This is a genomic window from Chromobacterium sp. S0633 (assembly GCF_024158805.1).
Taxonomy (GTDB): domain Bacteria; phylum Pseudomonadota; class Gammaproteobacteria; order Burkholderiales; family Chromobacteriaceae; genus Chromobacterium.
Genome location: NZ_JAMZGH010000003.1, coordinates 133,712 through 154,571, shown reverse-complemented (window position 1 = coordinate 154,571; position 20,860 = coordinate 133,712). Strand labels below are relative to the sequence as shown.

Genomic DNA, 20,860 nt, shown 5'->3' with positions numbered 1-20,860 from the left:
CTTACTTGACCGCGTCCCAGTTGCCGATGTCGGCGTCCACGCCCTCGCCGCCCGGCTCGCCGTCGGCGCCGAAGCTCCAGATGTCGATCTCGCCGTGCGTGCCCGGGTTGGCGTACTGATAGGGATTGCCCCACGGGTCCTTGGGCAGGCGCTCCAGGTAGCCGCCCGGCTTCCAGTTCTTCGGCTCCGGCGCCGAGGTCGGCTTCTGCACCAGCGCCTGCAGGCCCTGCTCGCTGCTGGGATAGCGGCCGTTGTCCAGACGATACAGTTTCAGGGCCTGGCTCAAAGCGCCCAGATCCTGCTTGGCGGCGACGGCGCGCGCCTCGTCCGGACGGCTCATCACCTTGGGCACCACCAACGCCGCGAGTACGCCGAGAATCACGATCACCACCATGATTTCGATCAGGGTGAAGCCTCGCTGGGCCGCTTTGGAAAGGTGTCGCATATCTACTCCTACTACCGAGGTTTCAAAGGGTCAAAACAGGGAGGGGCCGTCGCCGGACAACTCCCAGACGCCGGCGGGTCCGGCATTGGCCGGCTTGAGCTGGCCCAGCTTTCTCAACTCGCTCGCCGCCCAGCTCATATCGTATTGCCAGGTGTAGAACAACTCGGTGCCTTCCAGCTCGCGAGCGCGCGCATGCCAGATGTGTTTGGCCACCGTCAGCCGGTCCGCCTTGCCGCCGTGCGCGGCCAGCGCTTCCAACACCCATTGCTGTAAAACTGCCTTGTGAGACATTCCGTGCTTCTTTCCGCGAAAATCAATGCACCATCTGGTTCATGTCGATGATGGGCATCATGATGGCCAGCACGATCAACAAGACCATGCCGCCCATGAACAGGATCAGCAGCGGCTCCATCAGCGTGGTGAAGGTGGCGAGCTTGCGCTCCACCTCCTGCTCCTGCTGCTGGGCGGCGCGGTCCAACATATGGGCCAGCGTGCCGCTGGATTCGCCGCTGCCGATCAGATGGATCAGCACCGGCGGGAATTGACGAGTGGCGTGCAGCGCGCGGGACAGCGCCACGCCCTCGCGCACCTTGGCCATTGCCTCGCTGACCGCGTCCTGCATCGGCAGCAGGGTCATCAGGCCGCGCGCGGTTTCCAGCGCGGTCAGCAAGGGCACGCCGCTGCCCACCAGAATGGACAGGGTGCTGGCCATGCGCGCGGTGTTGAGCGCGCGCAGCAGGCGGCCGAACACCGGCAGCTTCAACAGCCGGGCGTGGAAGCGCCGTTTCAGTGCCGGTGCGCGCAAGGCGCGCACGGTCAGGAACAGCGCGGCGACGATGCCGGCCAGCAACGCGACGCCCCATTGCCGCAGGAAATCGCTGGCGGCCACCAGCGCCCGGGTCAGAAAAGGCAGGGTCTGCTTGGTCTGCGCGAACACGCTGACCACCTGCGGCACCACATAACTCATCAGGCCGGCCACCACCAGGATGGCCACCACGGTGACCACGGCCGGATAGGCCATCGCCAGCATCACTTTCTGCTGGGTGTTCTGGCGCTTGTCCAGGTATTCGGCCAAGCGCGCCATCACGGTGTCGAGATGGCCGGACTGTTCGCCGGCCTGCACCAGCGAGCGATACAGCGGAAAAAACACGCCCGGCGCCGAAGCCAGCGCCTGGGCGAAGCTCTTGCCTTCCAGGATGTCGCTGCGCAAGGCCGCCAGCACGGTGCGGCTGCGCGGGTGTTCGCACTGCTCGGTCACCGCGGTCAGCGCCTTTTCCAACGGCAGGCCCGCGTTGAGCAGGGTGGACAGCTGTTCGGTGATCATCACCAGCTCCGCGCGCGGCAGGCCGCGGCGCAGCGCCGAGCTGCCGGCGTCGCCGTTCTTGGCGCTGACGCTTTCCACCTCCAGCGGCAGCAGGCCGCGCTCACGCAGCTGGCTGCGCGCGGCGCGCGCGGAGTCCGCCTCCAGCAAGCCTTTCTGCTCCTTGCCGGCGGGGTCGAAAGCGGTAAAACGGAAGGCGGCCATCAGTTCCTCGTCACCCGCATGATTTCTTCCAGCGAGGTTTCGCCGGCCTTGACCCAACGCAGGCCGTCGTCGCGCAGCGAACGCATGCCGTGGCGGGCGGCGTAATCGCGCATTTTCTGTTCGGAGGCGCGATCGTGGATCAAGCGCTGCAATTGATCGTCGACCAAGAGCAGTTCATAAACGCCGTAACGCCCCTTGTAACCGGAATGGCCGCAGCTCGGGCAGCCCGCCGGCCGGTAATGCGGAGCGTCCGCCTCCCCTTCCAGCGGCACCGGATGCGGCGCCTTGCAGTGCGGGCACAGCCGGCGCACCAGCCGTTGCGCCATCACGCCCAGCAGGCTGGAGGCCAGCAGGAAGGGCTCGACCCCCATGTCCACCAGCCGCGTCACCGCCGAGGCGGCGTCGTTGGTGTGCAGCGTGGCCAGCACCAAGTGGCCGGTCAGCGAGGCCTGCACCGCGATCTGCGCGGTTTCCAGATCCCGGATCTCGCCTATCATCACCACGTCCGGATCCTGGCGCAGAATCGCGCGCAACGCCTTGGCGAAACTCATGTCGATGCGCGGATTGACCTGGGTCTGGCCGACGCCGTCCAGGTGGTATTCCACCGGGTCTTCCACCGTCATGATATTGGTGTGGCGCGCGTCCAGCCGCGACAAGGCCGCGTACAGCGTGGTGGTCTTGCCCGAGCCGGTGGGGCCGGTGACCAGCAGGATGCCGTGCGGCTGGCGGATCACCTTGTCCACCGCCTGCAGCGTGTCCGCCGCCATGCCCAGCGTAGCCAGATCCAGGCGGGCGTTTTCCTTGTCCAGCAGACGCAGCACCACGCGCTCGCCGTGGCTGGTGGGCAGTGTGGAGACCCGCACGTCCACCGGGCGGCCGCCCAGACGCAGCGAGATGCGGCCGTCTTGCGGAATGCGTTTTTCGGCGATGTCGAGATTGGCCATGATCTTGATCCGCGACACCATGGCCGCGTGCAGCGCGCGGTGCGGGCTGACCACGTCGCGCAGCGAACCGTCCAGGCGGAAACGCACCACCGAGCGGTCTTCAAAGGCTTCGATGTGGATGTCCGAGGCGCCGTCGCGCAGCGCCTGGGTCAGCAAAGCGTTGATCATGCGGATGATGGGCGCGTCGCCCTCGCTCTCCAGCAAGTCCTCCACCGTTGGCAAGGACTCCACCATCTGGGTCAGATCCAGGTCCTGGCCGATATCGTCCACCACCTCGGCCGCCGCGCCGTCGCGATTGGCGTAATGCTCGGACAGGCGCTTGTCGAACAAGGCCGCCTCCAGCGTCTCGACGCTGGCCAGCCCCTGGCCGTGCAGGCGCAACACTTCGGCCCAGGCCTCCGGCCGGCTGTCTTCGCGCAGCAGCAGATGGCGACCGCTTTCCCCGTCCAGCAGGATCACGCCGTTGGCGCGCGCGAACGGAAAGCCCAGCGCCGGCGACAGCTTGGGCTTGTTCATTTCGGCTGCGCCTTCAGGCTCTGTTCCAGCGTCGAGCGGATGCCGCCCTCCGGCAGGGACTTCAGCGCCGAATCCAGATTCATCTGCAGCTTTTCCCTCTCCGCCTTATGGCCTTCGCCGATGATGTAGTTGTAGCGATCGGTGGCGATGGAACGCGCGCCCAGATCGTCGCGGATGATGGTGGGCTTGATGAAGATCATCAGATTGGTCTTGTTGCGCTGCTTGTTGCTGTAGCGGAACAAGGCGCCCAGCCACGGGATGTCGCCCAGCAGTGGCACCTTGCTCTCATTGTCGCTAACCGTTTCCTGCAGCAGGCCGCCGATGGCGATGATGCCGCCGTCGTCCACATTGGCGATGGTCTCTATCATCCGCTTGTTGGTGGTTGGTCCCTGCGGATTTTTATCGGTGCCCGGCACGATGGTGGACGCTTCCTGCAAAATCTTCATGCGGATGGAGCCGCCTTCGGAAATCTGCGGCGTGATTTCCAGATTAAAGCCTATGGTCTTGCGGTCGTAGGTCTGGAAGGGGTTGACCGAGCCGTTGCTGCTGCTGCCGGTATTGCTGTATTGGCCGGTCAGGATAGGCACTTCCTGGCCGATCTGGATCTTGGCCTTTTCATTGTCCATCGCCATCAGGGACGGACTGGACACGATGTTGCCGCCCATTTCAGTCTCCATCGCCCGGGCCAGCGCTCCCATGTTCAATACGGTGCCGATGCCGGGAATATTGACCGTGCCCTTGACCCAGCCCACGTTCAGGCCGCCGGTGCCTGCCAGGGTGCCAAGCGGCGTGGTGGCGGAGCCGCCGGCCAGCGCGCCGCCGGACAAGCCGATGATGCCGGGGTTGGTGGTGCCGGGGAAGTTGGTGCCGCCGAACACGCCGGCGCCGTTGCCGTTGAGCGCGCCCAAGGCCTGCCATTGCACGCCCAACTCCATCACCCGCTGCGCGGCCACTTCCACCACCAGCGCCTCCACCATCACTTGGGCGCGGCGCCTGTCCAGCAGGTCGATGACGTTGCGCAGATTCTGGTACATGGAGTCCGGCACGTTCAGAATCAGCGCGTTGTTGGTGGGGTCGGCCTGGATCATGGATCCTCCGCCGCCGGCCCCGCTACCGCTGCTGCTGGACGCGCTGTCGCCGCCCACCGGGCTGGCCGCCTGGGCGGCACTGGCAGAGCCGCTGGACGAGGCGCCGGAACCGCTGCCCGAACCGCTCTGGTTCAGCAGGCTGGAACTGGAGCCGCCGTTGGTGCTCACCGCGGTGCGGCCCTGCAAGGGACCCGCGTCGCCGGTCATCAAGGCGCGCAGCGTCTGCGCCACCTTGCCGGCCTCGGCGTTCTTCAGATAAACCACACGCACATTGGCGCCCGCCTGGCTGGGCTGATCCAGGAGCTTGAGCAGGCTTTTGATCTTGCCGATCTTGCCCGGGGTGTCGGCGCGCACCATCAGCACATTGGCGCGCGCGTCCGGGATGATGGTGGTCTTGCCGCCGTCGGCGCCGGCGCCGCTGTCCTGCAACAACTTGTTCAGGCTGCCGGCCAGTTCCACCGCGGAGCCGAACAGCACCGGCACCACCACGGTGTCGCCGGCGGCCGCGCTCTCGATCGAATCGATGATGGACTCGATGCGCTGAATATTGTCCGCGTAGTCGGTGACGATCAGCGCATTGGACTGCGGGTAGGCGGCGATGGTGTTGTTGGGCGACACGATGGGCCGGATCACCGGCACCAGCTGATTGGCGTTGCCGTATTTAAGCGTGAACACCTTGGTGATCAGGCGGTCGCCGTCGCCGCGCGGGATGCCCTTGCTGGCCTTGGCGTGCAGCTTGGCGTCGGCCTCCGGCACGATCTTGACCACGCCGCCGCCCTCCACCGCGGAGAAGCCCTGCAGGCGCAGCGAGGACAACAGAATCTGGTAAGACAGCGCGCGCGGCACCGGTTTGCTGGACACGATGTTGACCGTGCCCTTCACCCGCGGGTCGATGATGAAGTTCTTGCCGGTGATTTCGCCTATCGCCTTGACCACGGTTTCGATGTCGGCGTTGACGAAGTTGAGCATCACTCCGTCGTTCTGCGGGGTGGCGGCCAATGCGGCGTTGCAACCGTAGACCAGGGCCAGGATGGCGACAAGTTTGTGGATACGCATATTCAGTCTTCTTATTGGCGAACCATGCTGGCGGAATCCAGCCCAGGTTGCGGCGGGGTTTCAGGATTCACAGGAACCACGGCGGGGGGCGAAACGGGAGCCTGGGAAGGAGGAGAAATCGGAGGCGGCATCGGCGGCGGCGCACTGCCGCCGACCGCGCCGCCCGCGCCGGGCACGCGCTCGACCAGCGGCACGAACTGCTCGCTACCGCCGGAACGCATCAACACGCCGGAGGCGGTGATCTGGGCCAGTTCCCAGCCGTCGGGCGTAGTCTTGCCCAGCAACAGGGCGACGGAGCGGCCATTGTCGTCTATCACCGCGAAACCGGGCGCGCCGGAAGCCTGAGGCGCGTAGACGCCGATCAGCTTGACCGGCGGCAAGGCCGCCGCCTGCTGCGCCACCGGCTCGCCGAACCAGTGCGCCATCGCCACATTGGCGGCGGCGGACTGCGGCGCCGGCTCGCTTAAGCCTCGCCATTGCTTGGCCGCGGGACCCAAAATCGGCGCCACGGTCATGCCCAGCCACACGGCGGCGCCTGCCAGCGCCAGCCAAGGCAAAGCGGCGACCAGACGCCCCAGCGTCGCCGCCGACGGCAACAACCGCTTCCCCTTTTCACTCCAATGGACCACTTGCTTCATTGCATCCTGGCTTCTGTATTCATTCTTGAAATCTAAGCGCGGACCTTGCGGCCAAGGTCAAGCGGGCGCCTCGCGCCGCGATGGGATCGGCCGGGACTTGGCTCGAGCTTGGCTGTGAGTCATGCAGCGGATTATTTGCACGCCATCAGGATACGGTCAATCCAAAAAAAGACCGAATTGCATAGCCAGGCAATATTCAAGCGAATATCAGCGCGCCATGCGATTAATTCTTCTATTAAGAACTATTTTTCCGCCTGATTTCGCACACCGCCCGTAGCTAGGGGCGGAGCAAACACTATGCGGCAAAATATTTTTAATGACAAACGGTTTTTGATGCCGCGCCGCAGCAACCCACAACAAGGTCTTTTCCATTATCTCAAAGCCTGATTACACGCTCATGCAATAATCGCTCTTGCATCGGCCAGGCAACAAAAAACGCCGCGGCATCCCGCGGCGTCTGTTGCGCATCTTCCTAGAACCACCTCAGAACCAGGCTTCGTCCATCTCCAGCACGCTGTCCGCGCCGTCAACGATGGCGGCCGCCAAACCGCCCGCCTGCGGCAACAGATGTTCGCCGTAGAAACGCGCGGTGGCCAGTTTGGCGTGCATGAAGTCCTGATCGGACTCGCCGTCGCTCTGCTTTTCCTTGGCGATCAGGGCCGCGCGCGCCATCTGCCAGCCGCCCAGCACAATGCCCATCAGCTTGAGGAAGGGCACGGACCCGGCCGCCGCCCGTTGCGGCTGTCCGGCGAAGGTATCCAGGATGAAGTCGACGCTGCGGCGCGCCTGCTTGACCGCTTCGTCCAGATTGTCCGCCAGGCTGGCCAGCCCGGCGGCGCGCAGCTTGGCCACGCAGCCGGCGGCCTCTTCCAGCAAGGCGCGCGCGGTGACGCCGCCCTCGCCCGCGGTCTTGCGGCCGATCAAATCCAGGGCCTGGATGCCGGTGGTGCCTTCGTAGATGGCGGTGATGCGCGCATCGCGATAGTACTGCGCAACGCCGGTTTCCTCGATATATCCCATGCCGCCGTGCACCTGCAGCGCCAGGCTGGTGATTTCGTTGGCCTGCTCGGTGTTCCAGCCCTTGACGATGGGGATCAGGAAATTGGCCAGCGCCTGGTTGCGCGCTTTTTCGCTCGCCACCGGATGGCGCGCCGCGCGGTCCAGCGCCGCCGCGGTATACAGGGCCAGCGCGCGCTGCGCCTCCACCTGGGCGCGCATGGTCAGCAGCATGCGGCGCACGTCCGGGTGCTGGATGATGGCCACGCCGGACGGATCGGGCGAGCCCACCGCGCGGCTCTGCACCCGTTCGCGCGCGTATTCCACCGCCTTCTGGTAGGCGCGCTCCGACACCGCCAGGCCTTCGATGCCCACGCCCAGACGCGCGTGGTTCATCATGGTGAACATATAGTTCAGGCCCTTGTTGGCTTCGCCGACCAGATAGCCGATCGCGCCGTCCTGATCGCCGAAGCTCATCACCGCGGTGGGGCTGCCGTGGATGCCCAGCTTGTGCTCCAGCGACACGCAGCGCACATCGTTGCGCGCGCCCAGGCTGCCGTCGGCGTTGACCAGGAATTTGGGCACGATGAACAAGGAAATGCCCTTCACCCCAGCCGGCGCGTCCGGCAGGCGGGCCAGCACCAGGTGGACGATGTTGTCCGCCATATCGTGCTCGCCCCAGGTAATGAAGATTTTCTGGCCGCTGATGCGATAACTGCCGTCAGCCTGCGGCAAGGCCTTGCTGCGCACCTGGGCGAGGTCGGAACCGGCCTGCGGCTCGGTCAAATTCATGGTGCCGGTCCAGGCGCCGCTGGACATCGGCGGCAGATAGACGCTCTTGAGTTCTTCCGAGGCGTGATGATGAATGGCCTCGATCGCGCCCAGCGTCAACAGCGGCGCCAGCGAGAAAGCCAGATTGGCGGAACACCACATTTCCTCGGCCGCGGTGGCCACCAAGGCCGGCATGCCCTGACCGCCGTAGGCTTCCGGCGCGCGCAGGCCCACCCAGCCGGATTCGACGTACTGACGCCAGGCGTCCTTGAAGCCGGGCGCGGCGCTGACTTCGCCGTCGCGCCATTTGGCGCCCTGATCGCCCTGCTTGTTGATCGGCGCCAGCACGCCTTCGGCGAACTTGGCGCCCTCCTCCAGAATGGCGTCCACCAGCTCCACCGAGCATTCGCCGTAGCCCGGCAGGCCGCAGACGGCCGGCAGCTCGGCCAGCTCATTGAGCGCGAATTGAATGTCCTTGATCGGTGCTTGATAAATCATCGCCTTCTCCTCGTGTTTGGATGGCTGGGACCACCGGTTCGGCCGGCAATCGGTTTCTATTCGCAGACATGAAAAAGCCGGCAAGCACCGCGGCGGGTCCGGCCCGCATCGGGCCGATGACTGCGCGCGGGCGTTGCCGGCTGAATATTATTGTTCCGGGCGGCTCGCCCGGCCCGCTGTCCGCGCCGGCGAGAGACTCGCGGCGCGGATCCGGGATTATTTGGACAACTCGGCCATCAACTCCGGCACTACGGTGAACAGATCGCCGACGATGCCGTAATCCGCCACCTGGAAGATGGGCGCTTCCTCGTCCTTGTTGATGGCGACGATCACCTTGGAGTCCTTCATGCCGGCCAGGTGCTGGATCGCGCCGGAAATGCCGACCGCGAAGTACAGCTGCGGCGCCACCACCTTGCCGGTCTGGCCCACCTGGTAGTCGTTCGGCGCGTAGCCGGCGTCCACCGCGGCGCGGGAAGCGCCCACGGCGGCGGAGAGCTTGTCCGCCAGCGGATCGATCACTGCCTTGAACTGCTCCTCCGAACCCAGCGCGCGGCCGCCGGAAACGATGACCTTGGCCGAGCCGAGTTCCGGACGGTCGGACTTGGTCAGTTCCTGGCCGACGAAGCTGGACAGCTGCGCGTCCGCTGCCGCGGCCACGGTTTCCACCGCGGCGGAACCGCCCTGGCCCGCCGCGTCGAAGGCGGTGGTGCGCACGGTGATGACCTTGATCGGGTCGGCGGACTGCACGGTGGCCAGCACGTTGCCGGCGTAAATGGGCCGCACGAAGGTGTCGGCGGATTCGATGGCGACGATCTCGGAGATCTGCGCCACGTCCAGCAAAGCGGCTACGCGCGGCAGCAGGTTCTTGCCGAAGGAGGACGCCGGCGCCAGCACGTGGCTGTAGCTCTTGGCCAGGCCGGACACCAGCGCGCCCAGATTCTCGGCCAGGCCGTGCGCGTAGTGAGCGGCGTCGGCCAGCAGCACTTTGGCGACGCCGGCCACGCCCTTGGCGGCCTCGGCGGCGGCGGCGGCGTTGTGGCCGGCCACCAGCACATGCACCTCGCCCAGCTTGGCGGCGGCGGTAATGGTGTTCAGGGTGCCTGCTTTCAGGCTCTGGTTGTCGTGTTCAGCGATAACGAGAATGGCCATGGCTTACAGCACCTTTGCTTCGGTTTTCAGTTTGGCGACCAGCTCGGCGGCGTTGGCCACCTTGATGCCGGCGCTGCGCTTGGAAGGCTCGGCCACCTTCAGCGTCTTCAGACGCGGAGCGGCGTCCACGCCCAGTTCCGCCGGCGTGGTCTTGTCCAGCGGCTTTTTCTTGGCGGCCATGATGTTGGGCAGCTTGATGAAGCGCGGCTCGTTCAGGCGCAGGTCGGAGGTGACCACCGCCGGCAAACGCAGCTTGACGGTTTCCAGGCCGCCGTCGATCTCGCGGGTGACGTCCACGGTCTCGGCCGACAAGTCCACCTTGGAGGCGAATGTGCCCTGGCCCCAGCCCAGCAGCGCCGACACCATCTGGCCGGTCTGGTTGGCGTCGTCGTCGATCGCCTGCTTGCCCACGATCAAGAGCTGCGGCTGTTCCTTGTCCGCCACCGCCTTCAGCAATTTAGCCACCGCCAGCGGCTGCAGCTCCGCATCGGTTTCCACCAGGATGGCGCGGTCGGCGCCCATCGCCAGCGCGGTGCGCAGCGTTTCCTCGCATTGCTTGACGCCCAGCGACACCACGACGATTTCGCTGACCTTGCCGGCTTCCTTGAGACGCACCGCCTCTTCCACCGCGATTTCGTCAAACGGGTTCATCGACATCTTGACGTTGGCGATATCCACGTCAGTGCCGTCGGCCTTGACCCGAACCTTCACGTTGTAATCCACAACGCGTTTCACAGCGACTAGAACTTTCATATTCCTCCAACAAACCTCTGGACATCTCTAAAAAGAAACCTGGAGCGGACCGTCGCCGCCGCCGCGCCAAGCGCGGCCGTTTCAGAAATGCCGCCGTCTGGATTGATCGAACGCGGAAGCAGCAATTGCCGAAGCAAGCCTGATTATGCCCCAAGCACAAATTCAAACGAGCGTTTGGTTGATTTGTATTGCATACAGCGTGGCAAAAACGCAACTTATCGCCGATAGTACGTGATTTCTCGGTAATTTGCATTCCGGCCAAAAGCTGTCACAATGCACTGCAACATTTCCCCGTCATATCAAGTCAGGAGCGGTCATGACTGTTTGGTTTGAAGATCTTGGCCTCGGCGATTTCGCCGAATTCAGCAAGACCATCACCGAAGCCGACGTGCTGATGTTCGCCGCCGTGTCCGGCGACAACAATCCGGTGCACATCAATCAGGAGTACGCGGAACAGACGCCGTTCGAAACGCGCATCGCGCACGGCATGCTGACCGCCAGCCTGATTTCCACCGTAGTGGGCACCCAGTTGCCCGGCCACGGCACCATTTATCTATCGCAATCCACCCGTTTCAAGGCGCCGGTGCGCATCGGCGACACCGTGACCGCCCGCGCCACCGTGATCGAACTGAATCCGGACAAACACTTCGTCAAACTGGCGACCCAGTGCTCGGTCCGCGGCAAGGTGGTGCTGGAAGGCGAATCCCTGGTCAAGGCGCCCAGCAAACCCTGAGCTTCAAACGATGACGCCGTGCCGGCCCAGCGCCCAACGTACCGGCTCGGCCACCATCTCGTCGGGAAAATCCAGACGCGAGCGCAAGCCCGCCACCACCTCCGGCGCGGTGGGCGCGTTGCCCAGCCCCACCGCCAGATTGGACAGCCACTTGAGGTAGCCGATGCGGTAAATCGGGCTGCCGGCCATCTTCTCCTTGAACTCGGCCTCGCTCCAGGCGAACAACTCTAGCAAGCTCACGTCGTCCAAACCATGACGCACCGCAAAATCGGTCTCCCGGGTGTCGACCGCGAAACGGTTCCAAGGACAGAACAGCTGGCAATCGTCGCAGCCGTAGACGCGGTTGCCGATCAAGGGCCGCATCTCCTCCGGAATCGCCCGCTTCAGCTCTATCGTCAGATAAGAAATGCAGCGCCGCGCGTCCACGGTATAGGGCGCGACGATGGCCGCGGTGGGACAGACATCGATGCAACGAGTGCAGCGGCCGCAATGGCCGTCCTCCGCCTCGTCCTCCGGCAGGGGCAGGTCGGTGAAGACCTCTCCCAGGAAAAACAGCGAGCCCTCGTTCTTGGTCAGCAACAGAGTGTGTTTGCCGCGCCAGCCCAGGCCGGCCTGCGCCGCCAGCGCCACCTCGGCCACCGGCGCGCTGTCGGTGAACACCCGGTAGCCGAACTCGCCTATCTCCCGCTTGATCCGATCCGCCAGCGCCTGCAGCCGGTTGCGCAAGACCTTGTGATAGTCGCGCCCCAGCGCGTAGCGCGATAAATAGGCTTTGCCGCCGTCGGCCAGCACCTCGGCCGACGCGCGCGCCTGCGGCCAGTAATGCATGCGCAGGGAAATAACGGACAGGGTGCCGGGCACCAGATCCGCCGGCTTGACCCGCAAGGCGCCGTGGCGGGCCATATAGTCCATCTCGCCGTGATGGCCGGCGGCCAGCCAGGCGTTCAACTTCTGTTCCGCCTCCGGCGGCAGGCCGGCGCGACCGATTCTGGCGTCGGCAAAACCCAATTCGCGCGCCCAGGCTTTGATTTGGCGCGCCAATTCGGGATAATCCGGTTTTTGTAAAGAGTTTTCGGTCATGGCCATGGATGATACCAGCGTTCGCTGCGGCTACCTGGAAGATGAAACCGCCACCCTGGCGCTGGGCAAAGCCTTCGCCGAAGCGGCGCAAGCCGGCCTCGTCGTCTATCTATTGGGCGATCTGGGCGCGGGCAAGACCACGTTCACGCGCGGCCTGCTGACCGCGCTCGGCCATGCCGGCAAGGTCAAAAGCCCCACCTATACTCTGGTGGAGAGCTATCCTTTTCCTCACTATAGCGTGCACCATTTCGACCTGTACCGTTTCGCCGACCCCGAGGAATGGGAGGATGCCGGCTTCCGCGAATACTTCGGCCCGGACAGCCTGTGCCTGGTCGAGTGGCCGGACAAGGCAGCGGAGCTCTTGCCGCGCGCCGACATCGTGCTGGAACTAGCCGTGGCCGGAAATGGTCGCAATTATCGTTTACTTGCCCACTCAGAAACCGGACAGTCATGCCTGATTCGACTTTCGATCCCCTCCGCCGCCGCTTGATCGGCGCCGCGGCCGCCACCTTCATGCTGTCGGTGAGCCGCGTCGGCTTCGCCGCCAACAGTCAGATCGTCGCCCTGCGCATCTGGCCGGCGTCGCTTTACACCCGCATCACGCTGGAGGCCAGCGAGGCCATCCAATACAAGCAGTTCACCATCGCCAACCCCAACCGGCTGGTGATCGACCTGCAAGGCGTGCAGCTCAACAGCGTGCTCAAAGACATCGGCGGCCAGATTTCCGCCGCCGACCCCTATATCAAGACCGCCCGCGCCGGCCAGTTCGATCCGGACACGGTGCGCCTGGTGCTGGAGTTGAAAGCGGACATCACACCGCAGGCCTTCACCATGACGCCGGTGGCCGAGTACAAACACCGGCTGGTGGTGGACCTCTACCCGGCCGGCAAGCAGGACGATCCCTTGCTCGCCCTGCTTCAGGACTACAACAAGGGCAAGCTGGAACAGCCTGCGCCGCAGATCAAGCCCAAGAAAAAAGACAGCAATCGTCCCATCATCGTGATGCTGGACCCCGGCCACGGCGGCATCGATCCCGGCGCCGTCGGTCTGAACGGCACGCGCGAGAAGGACGTGGTGCTGAGCATCGGCAAACAGTTGAAGCGCATGATAGACGCGGAAAGCAATATGAAGGCCTATATGACCCGCGACGAAGACGTGTTCATCCCGCTGGGCGTGCGCGTGGCCAAGGCGCGCAAGCTGAACGCCGACCTGTTCGTGTCCATCCACGCCGACGCCGCGCCCAACCGCGCCGCGCGCGGCTCCTCGGTGTTCGCGCTGTCTGAAAAAGGCGCCACCAGCGCCTTCGCCAAGGCGCTGGCGCAAAGCCAGAACGACGCCGACCTGGTCGGCGGCGTCAAGATAGGCAGCAAGGACAAATACCTGGCCCACACCCTGCTGGACCTGACCCAGACCGCCACCATCAACGACAGCCTGAAACTGGGCAAGACCGTGCTGGGCCATCTGGGCGGCCTCAACAAGCTGCACAAGAGCGCGGTGGAACAGGCCGGCTTCGCGGTGCTGAAAGCGCCGGACATCCCGTCCATCCTGGTGGAAACCGCCTTCATCTCCAACCCGGAGGAAGAGCAGCGTCTGCTCAGCAGCGATTTCCAGCAGCAAATGGCCAATGCCATCTTCACCGGCATGAAAGGCTATTTCTCGCAGGGCGCGGCGCTGGCGGCCAGGGCCTGAGTCCGTCCCGCGGCCAAAACAAAACAGGTCCCGCTCAGGGACCTGTTTTTCATTGCGGCCGGGCGCTCACTCTCCGCGGCTCGCCTCGCTCGGCGACTCTTCCTGCGCCGGCACCCGATAGCTTTCCGTCGCCCACTCGCCCAAATCGATCAGACGGCAGCGCTTGCTGCAAAACGGGCGGAACTGGCTTTGCGGCTCCCAGCGCACCGGCGCGCGACAAGTGGGACAGGCGACAACGCGAACAGAATCAGACATGGCTTCTCAAAACGGGGCAAGGACCGGCGCGCGCGCCGGTCAGAACTTGCAATTGGTCAGGTGAAACTCGACATCCTGCTCGGTCTGCCGCGGCCGGGATTCCCCGGTCACCGCGCTGACGAAGCGGATATTGAGCGCGTATTTATTGGCGGACAGTTCGGGCAGCAGCTCCAGGCCGCCATCGTAGGCCACCCGGATCAGCTGCACCACCTTGCCGCCGGACATCTGCTGGAACACGCCGCGGCGCGCCACGTAATGATGGGTCTTGCCGCTGTCGCGCAACAGGGTCAGCAGAATGCCCGCCGCCTCGGCGGTGGGCATCAGCGGCGACGCCCAGCGCTTGATGTCCTGACGCCGCACCTCGGCCGACTTCTGCTGCCACTGGTGGTAAGACGGCAAATCGAACTGGCAGGTGCCGCCGGGAATGCCGGCGCGCTGCTTGATCGCCATCAGCCACTCGTTTTCGCGCAGATGCTGGCCAAACTTGCCGGTCAGCGCCAGCAGCCGGCTGGACGCGTGCTCGATGTCCTCCAGCACGCCCTCCAGGGTCTCTTCCGCCACTTGCGGATTCTCGCGCAGCGCTTCCAGCATCTGTTTCTGCCGTTCCAATTCCTGCAGCAGATCCGCCTTCAAGTCCGCGCGCGAGGCGGTTTCCATCAGCTCGAACAACACCAGCAGGGCCGCATGATGATCATACGGATGGTCCTTGCCGATGAAATACCCAAGACGTGCGTAGAGATGCTCCAGGCGGAGCAGGATGCGGGTTCGCTCGGTGACGGGAAACTCAAAACTGATCACGGCGCATCGGCCCTTCTGCTTGGCTCGCGAGAGCCCGGTTATGATCTATCGGCTAGGCTGGCAAGATAATAATCGTGTTTGGCGTCGACTTGAAGCCTCAACGCAGCCAAGCTGTCATTATTACAAATTATATCGTCGGCGCGTTCGCGTCGCTGCGCTCTCGAACATTGCGCCGCCATGATCGCGCGCACGGCCTGTTCGTCCATGCCGTTGCGCCGCATCACCCGCTCCAGTTGCGCCGACTCCGCGCAATCCACCAACAAGGTGCGCGCCAGCATCGGCAGATAATGCCCGGTTTCAAACAATAAGGGCACCACCAACACGCAATACGGCCCGCGCGCCTCGGCCACCCTGACCTCGCTCTGCTGCCGGATCAGCGGATGCAGCACGCTCTCCAGCCGCTGCCGGCTGCCGGCGTCGGCGAACACGCGCTCGCGCATCCAGCCGCGATCCAAAGCGCCGTCCGCTCGCACCGCGCCCGCGCCGAAAGCCGCCGCCAAGGCCGGCATCGCCGCGCCGTCCGGCCCAGTCAGCTCGTGCGCGATGGCGTCGGTGTCGACCACCGGCACGCCCAATTCGGCGAAGCGATCGGCCGCCGCGCTCTTACCGGAACCAATGCCGCCGGTCAGCCCCACCACTTTAATAGCCATGCAAATACCAGTACACGATGTCTTGCCCCCAGATCAGGGCAATCCAGCCGGCGGCCGCGAGATAAGGGCCAAACGGCAAGGGCTGGCCACGACCGTGCTTGGCCAGCAAAATCAAGACCACGCCCACCACCGCGCCCACCAGCGAGGACAGCAGGATCACCAAAGGCAGCAAGGTCCATCCCAGCCAGGCGCCCAAGGCGGCCAGCAGCTTGAAGTCGCCATAGCCCATGCCCTCCTTGCCGGTGACCAGCTTGAAACCGTGAAACAACAACCACAAGCTCAGATAGCCGGCCATCGCGCCTATCACCGCGTCGGCCAAGGGCACGGTTCCGGTCAGCAGGTTGAACAGCAGACCGCCCCACAGCAAGGGCAAGGTCAGGTTGTCCGGCAGCAGCTGCGTGTCCGCATCGATGAAGGTCAGCGCCAAGAGCACTGCGGTCAAGGCCATATAGGCCGGCAATTGCGCCGACCACCCATAGCGCCAGGCCAGGAAAGCGAACAACACGCCGGCCGACAGCTCCACCGCCGGATAACGCCAAGGGATGTTGACTCGGCAGCTCGCGCAGCGGCCGCGCAGCAACAGGAAGCTCAACAGCGGAATGTTCTGCCACGGACGCACCACGGCCCGGCATTGCGGGCAGTGCGAGGCCGGCCGCATTAAATTATAGGGCTCGACCGCCTCGTTCTCCTCCAGCTGCAGACAATCAACGCAATTCCGCCGCCATTCGGCTTCCAGCATCTTGGGCAAACGATGGATGAGCACATTCAGAAAACTGCCAAGCAATAAACCCAGCACCAGCGCCGCGCCGGCGAAAGCCAGCGGGTACGAGCTGGCGATCCAGCGCCACTCCTCGATCATCCAACCACCTGCCCCATTTTGAAAATCGGCATATACATCGCAATGATCAAACCGCCGATCAAGATCCCCAGAATCACCATGATGGCCGGCTCCAGCAAGCTGGACAGCGCGGCCACCGCATTATCGACTTCTTCTTCGTAAAAATCCGCCACCTTGTCCAGCATCTGGTCCAGCGAGCCGGACTCCTCGCCGATCGAGGTCATTTGCAGCACCATATTAGGGAACAAGTCAGTACGCTGCATCGAATAATTGAGGCTGGAGCCGGTGCTGACGTCGTTCTGAATCCGCTTGGTGGCGTCCGCGTACACCTGATTGCCGGAGGCCCCGCCCACCGAATCCAGCGCTTCCACCAGCGGCACCCCGGCGGCGAACAAGGTGGACAAGGTGCGCGCCCAGCGCGCGATGGTGGCCTTGCGGATGATGTCGCCGATCACCGGCATGCGCAGCAGAATGCGGTCCATCCGCTCTTGCAGCTTGGGCGTGCGCTTGAAGGCGTAGAGAAAGCCGAACAGGCTGCCGAAGATCACGCCGAAGATCAGCCACCAGTAATGGACGAAGCCATCCGACAGCCAGATCACGAACAAGGTCGGCGCCGGCAAATTGGCGCCGAAGCTGGAGAACAAATCCTTGAACGCCGGAATCACGTAAATCATGATGACGGCGGTAATGATGAAGGCGGTGCCGACAATGGCCGACGGATAGATCAACGCCGACTTGATCTTGCCCTTGATCGCCATCACCTTTTCCTTGTAGGTGGCCAGCTTGTCCAGCAAGGAGTCCAGCACGCCGCCGGTTTCGCCCGCGGCGATGATGTTGCAGAACAGCTTGTCGAAGTACAAGGGCCGCTTGCGGAAGGCCTCCGCCAGCGACAGACCGGTTTCAACGTCGGCGCGCACTTCCAGCAGCATCTTGGTCACGGCGGGGTTGCCGTGGCCCTTGGCCGCGATGTCGAAAGCCTGCAACAGCGGCACGCCGGCGCGCATCATGGTCGCCAGCTGCCGGGTGAACAAGGTGATGTCCCGCTCGGTGATGCGCTTGCCGAACCCGGCGCGCCGGCGCTTGATCTTGACGACATTGATGCCTTGACGCCGCAGCTGAGTCTTGGCCACCGCCTCGGACTCCGCTCTCAATTCCCCGCGTATCGCCTTGCCCGCCTTGTCCTTGCCTTCCCACTCCCAGACAAAGCCCGGCGTCGCTTTTTTCGCTACCGTGACTGCCATTCCATGGCCTCTTTCTTATTCCAAGCCGTTAAGTCAGCTTTCCGGCGGCTGCCGGAGGCGCGAAACCGCTTTTATTCGTTGGTCACCGCCTCGATCTCGGTCAACGAGGTCAAGCCCGCCTTGACCTTCAGCAGGCCGGCGTGGCGCAAATCCACCATGCCCTCCTTGCGCGCCAGATCGGCGATATCGATGGCGGTGCCGTTCTGCATGATCAAACGCGTCATCGCGTCGGTGATGGGCATCACTTCGTAAATGCCGGTGCGGCCGCGGTAGCCGGTATTGCGGCACTCCTCGCAGCCCACCGGCGCATAGGGCTTCCAGCTGCCGTCCAATTCCTCTTTCTTGAAACCCGCCCGCAACAGCGCCTCTTCGGGAATGTCCGCCGGCTTCTTGCAATGCGCGCACAAACGGCGCGCCAGGCGCTGCGCCATGATCAGCAGCACCGAGCTGGCGATATTGAACGGCGCCACCCCCATGTTCAGCATCCGAGTCAAAGTCGCCGGCGCGTTATTGGTATGCAGGGTGGAGAACACCATGTGACCGGTCTGCGCCGCCTTGATCGCGATGTCCGCCGTTTCGAAGTCCCGGATCTCGCCCACCATGATCACGTCCGGATCCTGGCGCAGAAAAGCCTTCAGGGCCGAGGCGAAGGTCAGCCCGGCGCGCTCGTTGACGTTGACCTGATTGATGCCCGGCAAATTGATTTCCACCGGGTCCTCGGCCGTGGCGATATTGATGTCCGGCTTGTTCAGCAAATTAAGACAGGTATACAGCGACACCGTTTTACCGCTGCCGGTGGGGCCGGTCACCAGCACCATGCCGTAGGGGCGCCCGATCGCGTCCAGCAACAAACGTTTCTGCTCCGGCTCGAAGCCGAGCTGCTCGATATCCAGATTCGCCGCCGACGAGTCCAGGATACGCATCACAATCTTTTCGCCGTACAAAGTGGGCAAGGTGCTGACCCGGAAATCGATCGCCCGCGCCTTGGAAATGACCAGCTTCATCCGGCCATCCTGCGGCACCCGCTTTTCCGAAATATCCAGCTTGGAAATCACCTTGATCCGGGAAGCGATCTTTTCCTTCAACACCAAGGGCGGCTGCGAGATCTCCTTCAACACCCCGTCCACCCGGTAACGAATGCGGTAGAACTTCTCATAGGGTTCGAAATGGATATCGGACGCGCCGCCATTGATCGCGTCCAGCAACACCTTGTGGATGAATTTGACCACCGGCGCGTCGTCGACGTCCGGCTGCGCGCCGGTATCCGCCGGCGCGTCCGGATCGGCGAATTCGAGATCGCCAAAATCTTCGTTTTCCAGGGCCTTGATCGCGGCGGTAGCGTCCTCGCCGTACTTGCCGAGCATCTTGCCCAGCTTGTCGTCCTCCACCACCACCACTTCCACCGTCATCCCGGTCTTGAAGGTGATGGCGTGATAGGCCGAGGTCTGAGTCGGGTCCGAGGTGCCGACATACAGCTTGTTGCCGCGCTTGAGCAGGGGCAGCAAGCGCCGGCTGGCGATCAGCTCGTCATCCACCACGCCCTTGGGCAACTGATCGAGATCGATGGCCGACATGTCCAATAAGGGATAGCCAAAGGTCTTGGACGCGAACATCGCGACATCCTGCGCCGTCATCTTCTTGCTCTGAATCAGCTGCTCGACAAAGCTGATATGCGATGCCTGAGACTGACGCAGAATGGCGTCCGCATCCTGCTGCAACAGCATATTGTTTTGCACCAAGGCCCGACCCAAGCCGGAAATGCCAGCCGAAGCTTCCATACGCTTGCAACTCACCAGTAAACAGATTTGAGGACACCGCGCGACGCTCCCGTGCCAGAGCCCGCCGCCTTCAAGACAGCCGCACTACCGTTACAACATTATATGCAAAATGCGGATGCTGCTTTGACTTAAATCCCGGCGCGGCTGGATAGGTCCGGCTTAGCGCCAAAACAAAAAGGACTGCCGAAGCAGTCCTTTCAAGGTGATACTCAGGTGCGCTTAGAAGCGGTGCACCAGACCCAGGCCGAAGGAGTTTTCCTTCTCCACATTATTGCCCTTCCACTTCACGTGACCGTAGGAAGTGTAAACCTCGGTACGCTTGGACAAAGCGTAGTCCAGAGCCAATACATATTGGTCGTAACCAGAGTTGTTGACATCGCTACCACCAACGCTGATGTCGTAACCCTTGACGTAGGAGAAGTACGGGGTCAACGAACCGAAGGTATAACCCAGAGTCAGGGCCAGTTCGCGGGTTTTCACTTCTTTGCTCACATCCAGATTGCTAGAGCCAGCGGTCAAAGCGTTAAAGGCGGCTTTGTTATACAACACGCCCTTGGTATCGGCATAAACGCCGGCAGTGCCATCGATATAGCCACGAATTTGTTGATAGCCCAAGACCGCATAGATATTGTTGGCCATGTAGCCGCCTTCAAAGCGGTGCCAATCTTTATTCGAGCTACGCCCGCCAGACACAAGCGCCTTATCGGCGTCACCCCAGTTCTGGTAGTTGTACTTGCCGAAGAAGCCGGAGTTTTCATAGCTCAGGCCCAGGTTCCAAGTCTGGCGATTGGTGCGGCTGCCATCAGTGCTTGCCCCGCGAGCTTCGTCGGTGCCATACAGGAACGCGAAGCTGAAGCCGGCCCAGTTCGGGCTGTCGTAGCGAATGGCGTTGTTGACGCGGTCGTCAAGGCGGGTGAAGTAAGCCAGACCACCTACGCTTTGCGAACTGTAATAGCCCGGGTCCACCTGCTCCATCGAATCGTTAGCGTAGTTGGACAGACGCCCCAGACGGAACTTACCCCAGCTGTCGCCGGCCAAGCCGATGAAACTGTCGCGGGTATTAAAGCCAGAGGATTCGGAGCCGTCGATATTCACGCGATTCTCAACCTGCCAGATGGCTTTCAGGCCATTGCCCAGATCTTCGTTGCCCTTGAAGCCGATGCGCGAGGTCCAGTCGTTGATCTGGGAGTTACCCTGGGGCTTGCCGTTGGAGTCGAGGCTGGTATTCGAGCGGTAGGTCTTGTTGTACTCGTAACCACCGCGGATTTCACCGTAGATGGTGACGTCGGCCATTGCGGCGGCGGCCGGCATCAGGGCGGCGATTGCAAGAGCGATATGCGTCTTGTTCATTGCAGTTCCTTTCAAGTCAGTTGATATTGTCCTGTTGATTTCGCTAGTTCTAAGGCCAGAGAACCCGGA

Annotated in this window: 20 protein-coding genes; 3 read left to right on the top strand and 17 right to left on the bottom strand. The window is 63.3% G+C overall.

Annotated features, from left to right (window positions below):
- Window position 1 precedes the first annotated feature (1 nt).
- The 9 genes from gspG to NK214_RS02790 all read right to left on the bottom strand — a co-directional run bounded on the left by gspG (window position 2) and on the right by NK214_RS02790 (window position 10,379).
- A complete protein-coding gene (gene gspG, locus NK214_RS02830; RefSeq protein ID WP_019100905.1) occupies window positions 2–445 on the bottom strand; it encodes a type II secretion system major pseudopilin GspG in 444 nt (147 codons plus the stop codon).
- Between the two features lie 30 nt (window positions 446–475).
- Window positions 476–736 carry a hypothetical protein gene (locus NK214_RS02825; protein ID WP_107800569.1) on the bottom strand — a complete coding sequence of 87 codons (261 nt, stop codon included), beginning with the start codon at window positions 734–736 and terminating at the stop codon, window positions 476–478.
- Window positions 737–758: 22 nt separating this feature from the next.
- Entirely contained in the window at window positions 759–1,970 is a 1,212-nt protein-coding gene (gene gspF, locus NK214_RS02820) for a type II secretion system inner membrane protein GspF (RefSeq protein WP_227104926.1), read from the bottom strand.
- Window positions 1,970–3,430, bottom strand: coding sequence for a type II secretion system ATPase GspE (gene gspE / locus NK214_RS02815; protein WP_107800571.1), 1,461 nt, complete (start codon window positions 3,428–3,430; stop codon window positions 1,970–1,972). The genes gspF and gspE overlap by 1 nt, the downstream gene beginning before the upstream one ends.
- Complete coding sequence (gspD, locus tag NK214_RS02810) at window positions 3,427–5,574, bottom strand: type II secretion system secretin GspD (RefSeq protein WP_253313722.1); 2,148 nt, start codon at window positions 5,572–5,574, stop codon at window positions 3,427–3,429. The genes gspE and gspD overlap by 4 nt, the downstream gene beginning before the upstream one ends.
- 11 nt (window positions 5,575–5,585) lie before the next feature.
- Window positions 5,586–6,212, bottom strand: coding sequence for a hypothetical protein (locus NK214_RS02805; protein ID WP_146176710.1), 627 nt, complete (start codon window positions 6,210–6,212; stop codon window positions 5,586–5,588).
- Window positions 6,213–6,695: 483 nt separating this feature from the next.
- Window positions 6,696–8,477, bottom strand: coding sequence for an acyl-CoA dehydrogenase (locus NK214_RS02800; protein WP_253313721.1), 1,782 nt, complete (start codon window positions 8,475–8,477; stop codon window positions 6,696–6,698).
- 216 nt (window positions 8,478–8,693) lie between these two features.
- Window positions 8,694–9,626 (bottom strand): electron transfer flavoprotein subunit alpha/FixB family protein, encoded by a 933-nt coding sequence (locus NK214_RS02795; RefSeq protein WP_253313720.1) that lies wholly within the window; start codon window positions 9,624–9,626, stop codon window positions 8,694–8,696.
- A gap of 3 nt (window positions 9,627–9,629) precedes the next feature.
- Entirely contained in the window at window positions 9,630–10,379 is a 750-nt protein-coding gene (locus NK214_RS02790; RefSeq protein ID WP_227104935.1) for an electron transfer flavoprotein subunit beta/FixA family protein, read from the bottom strand.
- Window positions 10,380–10,695: 316 nt separating this feature from the next.
- On the opposite strand from NK214_RS02790, the gene NK214_RS02785 reads away from it, so the two are divergent.
- Window positions 10,696–11,112 (top strand): MaoC family dehydratase, encoded by a 417-nt coding sequence (locus tag NK214_RS02785; RefSeq protein ID WP_107800577.1) that lies wholly within the window; start codon window positions 10,696–10,698, stop codon window positions 11,110–11,112.
- Between the two features lie 3 nt (window positions 11,113–11,115).
- On the opposite strand, the gene queG is transcribed toward NK214_RS02785, so the two are convergent.
- Complete coding sequence (gene queG, locus NK214_RS02780) at window positions 11,116–12,198, bottom strand: tRNA epoxyqueuosine(34) reductase QueG (RefSeq protein WP_371926183.1); 1,083 nt, start codon at window positions 12,196–12,198, stop codon at window positions 11,116–11,118.
- Here queG and tsaE point away from each other — a divergent pair.
- On the top strand, window positions 12,197–12,682 hold the full coding sequence (gene tsaE / locus NK214_RS02775; RefSeq protein WP_370445205.1) for a tRNA (adenosine(37)-N6)-threonylcarbamoyltransferase complex ATPase subunit type 1 TsaE: 486 nt from the start codon (window positions 12,197–12,199) through the stop codon (window positions 12,680–12,682). The two genes, queG and tsaE, sit on opposite strands and share 2 nt — an antisense overlap.
- The gene (locus NK214_RS02770; protein ID WP_107800579.1) at window positions 12,643–13,881 is read left to right on the top strand and encodes an N-acetylmuramoyl-L-alanine amidase; all 1,239 of its coding nucleotides are present in this window, start codon (window positions 12,643–12,645) and stop codon (window positions 13,879–13,881) included. Before tsaE ends, NK214_RS02770 begins: the two co-directional genes overlap by 40 nt.
- 66 nt (window positions 13,882–13,947) lie before the next feature.
- On the opposite strand, the gene yacG is transcribed toward NK214_RS02770, so the two are convergent.
- From yacG to NK214_RS02735, 7 genes are all read right to left on the bottom strand, one after another.
- Window positions 13,948–14,136, bottom strand: coding sequence for a DNA gyrase inhibitor YacG (yacG, locus tag NK214_RS02765; protein WP_048409544.1), 189 nt, complete (start codon window positions 14,134–14,136; stop codon window positions 13,948–13,950).
- Window positions 14,137–14,175: 39 nt separating this feature from the next.
- A complete protein-coding gene (gene zapD / locus NK214_RS02760; protein ID WP_019100891.1) occupies window positions 14,176–14,934 on the bottom strand; it encodes a cell division protein ZapD in 759 nt (252 codons plus the stop codon).
- Between the two features lie 38 nt (window positions 14,935–14,972).
- Window positions 14,973–15,584 carry a dephospho-CoA kinase gene (coaE, locus tag NK214_RS02755; protein WP_253313719.1) on the bottom strand — a complete coding sequence of 204 codons (612 nt, stop codon included), beginning with the start codon at window positions 15,582–15,584 and terminating at the stop codon, window positions 14,973–14,975.
- Window positions 15,574–16,443 (bottom strand): A24 family peptidase, encoded by an 870-nt coding sequence (locus NK214_RS02750; RefSeq protein WP_253313718.1) that lies wholly within the window; start codon window positions 16,441–16,443, stop codon window positions 15,574–15,576. Before NK214_RS02750 ends, coaE begins: the two co-directional genes overlap by 11 nt.
- On the bottom strand, window positions 16,440–17,663 hold the full coding sequence (locus NK214_RS02745) for a type II secretion system F family protein (protein WP_107800582.1): 1,224 nt from the start codon (window positions 17,661–17,663) through the stop codon (window positions 16,440–16,442). The genes NK214_RS02750 and NK214_RS02745 overlap by 4 nt, the downstream gene beginning before the upstream one ends.
- 71 nt (window positions 17,664–17,734) lie before the next feature.
- A complete protein-coding gene (pilB, locus tag NK214_RS02740; protein ID WP_107800583.1) occupies window positions 17,735–19,441 on the bottom strand; it encodes a type IV-A pilus assembly ATPase PilB in 1,707 nt (568 codons plus the stop codon).
- 219 nt (window positions 19,442–19,660) lie between these two features.
- Window positions 19,661–20,791 (bottom strand): porin, encoded by a 1,131-nt coding sequence (locus NK214_RS02735; RefSeq protein ID WP_158274338.1) that lies wholly within the window; start codon window positions 20,789–20,791, stop codon window positions 19,661–19,663.
- Window positions 20,792–20,860 lie beyond the last annotated feature (69 nt).

What these genes read in the sequence shown, in the direction of transcription:
- NK214_RS02800 (WP_253313721.1), bottom strand. Translation starts at nt 8,477, where the DNA reads ATGATTTATCAAGCACCGATCAAGGACATTCAATTCGCGCTCAATGAG.
- tsaE (WP_370445205.1), top strand. Translation starts at nt 12,197, where the DNA reads ATGGATGATACCAGCGTTCGCTGCGGCTACCTGGAAGATGAAACCGCC.
- NK214_RS02785 (WP_107800577.1), top strand. Translation starts at nt 10,696, where the DNA reads ATGACTGTTTGGTTTGAAGATCTTGGCCTCGGCGATTTCGCCGAATTC.
- coaE (WP_253313719.1), bottom strand. Translation starts at nt 15,584, where the DNA reads ATGGCTATTAAAGTGGTGGGGCTGACCGGCGGCATTGGTTCCGGTAAG.
- gspF (WP_227104926.1), bottom strand. Translation starts at nt 1,970, where the DNA reads ATGGCCGCCTTCCGTTTTACCGCTTTCGACCCCGCCGGCAAGGAGCAG.
- pilB (WP_107800583.1), bottom strand. Translation starts at nt 19,441, where the DNA reads ATGGAAGCTTCGGCTGGCATTTCCGGCTTGGGTCGGGCCTTGGTGCAA.
- yacG (WP_048409544.1), bottom strand. Translation starts at nt 14,136, where the DNA reads ATGTCTGATTCTGTTCGCGTTGTCGCCTGTCCCACTTGTCGCGCGCCG.
- gspG (WP_019100905.1), bottom strand. Translation starts at nt 445, where the DNA reads ATGCGACACCTTTCCAAAGCGGCCCAGCGAGGCTTCACCCTGATCGAA.
- NK214_RS02735 (WP_158274338.1), bottom strand. Translation starts at nt 20,791, where the DNA reads ATGAACAAGACGCATATCGCTCTTGCAATCGCCGCCCTGATGCCGGCC.
- NK214_RS02795 (WP_253313720.1), bottom strand. Translation starts at nt 9,626, where the DNA reads ATGGCCATTCTCGTTATCGCTGAACACGACAACCAGAGCCTGAAAGCA.
- NK214_RS02750 (WP_253313718.1), bottom strand. Translation starts at nt 16,443, where the DNA reads ATGATCGAGGAGTGGCGCTGGATCGCCAGCTCGTACCCGCTGGCTTTC.
- NK214_RS02805 (WP_146176710.1), bottom strand. Translation starts at nt 6,212, where the DNA reads ATGAAGCAAGTGGTCCATTGGAGTGAAAAGGGGAAGCGGTTGTTGCCG.
- queG (WP_371926183.1), bottom strand. Translation starts at nt 12,198, where the DNA reads ATGGCCATGACCGAAAACTCTTTACAAAAACCGGATTATCCCGAATTG.
- NK214_RS02770 (WP_107800579.1), top strand. Translation starts at nt 12,643, where the DNA reads ATGCCTGATTCGACTTTCGATCCCCTCCGCCGCCGCTTGATCGGCGCC.
- NK214_RS02790 (WP_227104935.1), bottom strand. Translation starts at nt 10,379, where the DNA reads ATGAAAGTTCTAGTCGCTGTGAAACGCGTTGTGGATTACAACGTGAAG.
- NK214_RS02745 (WP_107800582.1), bottom strand. Translation starts at nt 17,663, where the DNA reads ATGGCAGTCACGGTAGCGAAAAAAGCGACGCCGGGCTTTGTCTGGGAG.
- NK214_RS02825 (WP_107800569.1), bottom strand. Translation starts at nt 736, where the DNA reads ATGTCTCACAAGGCAGTTTTACAGCAATGGGTGTTGGAAGCGCTGGCC.
- gspD (WP_253313722.1), bottom strand. Translation starts at nt 5,574, where the DNA reads ATGCGTATCCACAAACTTGTCGCCATCCTGGCCCTGGTCTACGGTTGC.
- gspE (WP_107800571.1), bottom strand. Translation starts at nt 3,430, where the DNA reads ATGAACAAGCCCAAGCTGTCGCCGGCGCTGGGCTTTCCGTTCGCGCGC.